Raw genomic sequence first — 2,763 nt, 5'->3', positions numbered from 1 at the left:
CGAACGCAAATGCCCTGCGGCAACTCCGATGGTAGGGTGAACTTCTGTAGCCTCGGTGTGTGGGCTGTTAATCCTAAAAGACTTATGAATGTCCTATCTTTTGTTAGTGGCTTCGTGCTTATTCGAAAATCGCTAACGTTGCCGATGGTACATCCTGTACCCCGAAAGCTACGCAGACGTCCTGTCTGCATCACGCGATTTTCTTCAACGCCCTTCAGCAACTTCGCTGAGGAAGGTGAACTTCTGTGGTCCCAGTGTTGGCTGTTAATCCTAAAAGAGTTGTGTCTGTCCCATCTTTCTTCATTTCCTACTTAAGTCTCTTGTGATTTATCTAGCCAGTGTAAGTATACAGTTGTATTTAAATCATATGGTTTCGAGAAATTTTCATCCTGTAATTATGTGCGTTTTCCGCTGTGGTATATTCGAAGTAAAACTGATAACTTATATAAAATACAATCAGTTAATAATGCGCCTTTTGGCTGTTCTAACGAAAAATCACGCATGTGCTCTACTAAACTGATGGCTTTAATCAAACTTAACAACTTCATGAGAGATGATTAGTTTAAATATCCAACGTACAATCATCTTAACCTTGAGAGAGATGTGAAATGTACTTAAAAAAGATAGAGTTAGAGAACATTAAAACCTTTAAACGTTTTGCCTTCGAACTTGAGCAGAATGAAGACCCTGCTGGTTGGCATGTCATTTTAGGGAATAATGGTGCCGGGAAATCAACGTTCATTAGAGCAGCAGCGGTTGGTTTAATGGGACCTCAAGAAGCTATCAAATCTCGACATGCATTTTCTGAGTGGGTAAATAAGGGGGCCGAAAGTGCCTTAATCCGTATGGAGCTAATCCAAGATAGAGCTCGAGATAGTTGGGCGCAGAAAGGTAAACAACAGGCTGATAACCTTTCTTATACTCTAAAAATCACTAATGAGGGTAGTTTTACTACACACTCTAGAATAACTCCAAACAGGCATGTATGGAGTGGAAAGAAGGGATGGTTTTCAGTTTCATATGGTCCATTTAGACGATTTTCTGGAGGGAATAGTGAGTATCAGAAGCTATTTTATTCTTCCCCATTATTAGCCAGACATTTATCTGTATTTGGTGAAGATGTCGCACTCTCGGAAACATTAGAATGGTTAAAAGAATTGCGTTTTAAGGAGTTGGAGAAACCCAATTCAATCGAAGCTAGTTTACTAAAAAGAATCAAAAACTTTATCAACCAAGACGATTTTCTTCCTAATAGGGTTAAATTCAAGGGGGTTTCTTCTGATGGGATTGAATTTATCGATAGCAATGAAACACAAGTAAACATCGAATCATTAAGTGATGGCTATCGCTCAGTGCTAAGTATGACTCTAGAGCTGATTCGTCAAATGGTTGATTGCTATGAAACAGACAATATTTTTGGCTCTGAAGGGACCTCTATCGAATATCCTGGTGTAGTTTTCATTGATGAAGTTGATGTTCATTTGCATCCAATATGGCAGCGAAAAATTGGTAAATGGTTTACTGCGCACTTCCCTAGAATTCAGTTCATCGTTTCGACACATAGTCCTTTAGTATGTCAGAGTGCTGTTTCTGGTTCGATCTGGAAGCTACCCAATTTCATTGAGAATCAAAAAGGCTATCGCGTGAGAGGTATCGAGCTTGATCGGCTTTTATATGGAAACATATTGGAAGCCTTGAGCTCTGATGTATTTGGTGTCGGTATTGAACGTTCGGATGAGGCACAGGAATTGTTAAAGCAATTAGCTGAACTCAATATAAAATCTCAGTTTGGTGTAAATTTAACTGAGGATGAAGTTGCTAAAAAGCAACGAATTCAACGTATATTTGGAACTAATGTGTAGGCAAGAAAAATGATTGAAATTCCGCAAACACAGTTAGCTCAAGCTGCTTCAACTTACTTGGCTAACAAGCAAGCTGAAATCGATGCTTTGCAAGATTATGCACAACAAGTTGAGAAAGGAAAAGCACTATGGTCTAGTAAAACTGGAGCCAATTTTGAAACGGTTAAATCTACACTTACCTCAATGTGTGTAGGCAGCAAGAGATGTAATTATTGTGAAGACTCTGCAGCGGATGAAGTCGAGCATGTGAAACCGAAGGACCTTTTTCCAGAAAATACGTTTAGTTGGGAAAATTATTTATACGCGTGCGGGCCATGCAATGGACCTAAAAACAATTTTTTCGCTGTTATCGACCAAAACAATCAAGTGTTGGAGTTAGCTAGGAAAAAAAATGACCCCGTGGTACGTCCACAAACCGGAATTGATGCTTTTATTAATCCGAGGAATGAGAACCCACTTTCATTTATGGTTCTCGAACTAAGCACAATGTATTTTGTACCCATTCCAGGGATTGGAGTTATCGAACAGAGAAAGGCTGTATATACGATTGATAAGCTGAGATTAAACACTAGAGATTACTTGGTCAAAGCAAGAACAGAAGCATACGAGGCTTATCTCAATGCTATGAAGGCATTTGTTCTAGATAAAACATCGAATAAAACACAAGCAGAGCTTCAAAATAGTTTAAGCAAGTTTAAAACTAAGCAACATCCAACTGTGTGGGCAGAAATGAAAAGGCAGTACCAATCTATACCTGAGATAGCTGAATTAATAGCACAAGCTCCAGAGCTGTTAGGTGCTTAAGGGCTAGGCCGCGGAAAGATCGGACAGTAGCTACAGAAGTTCACCTTCCCCTGCGAAGTTGCCGCGGGGCGTTGGAATAAGTTGCGTGAGTCCGGTC

Annotated in this window: 2 protein-coding genes; both read left to right on the top strand. The window is 39.8% G+C overall.

The genetic code is table 11. The features are described 5' to 3' along the window. Positions 1 to 608: 608 nt before the first annotated feature. Positions 609 to 1,862, top strand: a complete 1,254-nt coding sequence (locus AAA952_RS22180; protein WP_261274084.1) for an AAA family ATPase — start codon at positions 609 to 611, stop codon at positions 1,860 to 1,862. Between the two features lie 9 nt (positions 1,863 to 1,871). Continuing rightward, positions 1,872 to 2,666: a hypothetical protein gene (locus AAA952_RS22175; RefSeq protein ID WP_338259668.1), complete on the top strand. Its 795-nt coding sequence runs from the start codon at positions 1,872 to 1,874 to the stop codon at positions 2,664 to 2,666. The last annotated feature ends 97 nt before the right edge of the window (positions 2,667 to 2,763 follow it).

This window comes from Shewanella sp. M-Br, assembly GCF_036245925.1.
GTDB lineage: Bacteria > Pseudomonadota > Gammaproteobacteria > Enterobacterales > Shewanellaceae > Shewanella > Shewanella oncorhynchi.
The sequence above is the reverse complement of the archived record's forward strand: the minus strand, read 5'-3'. Positions and strand labels throughout refer to the sequence as shown.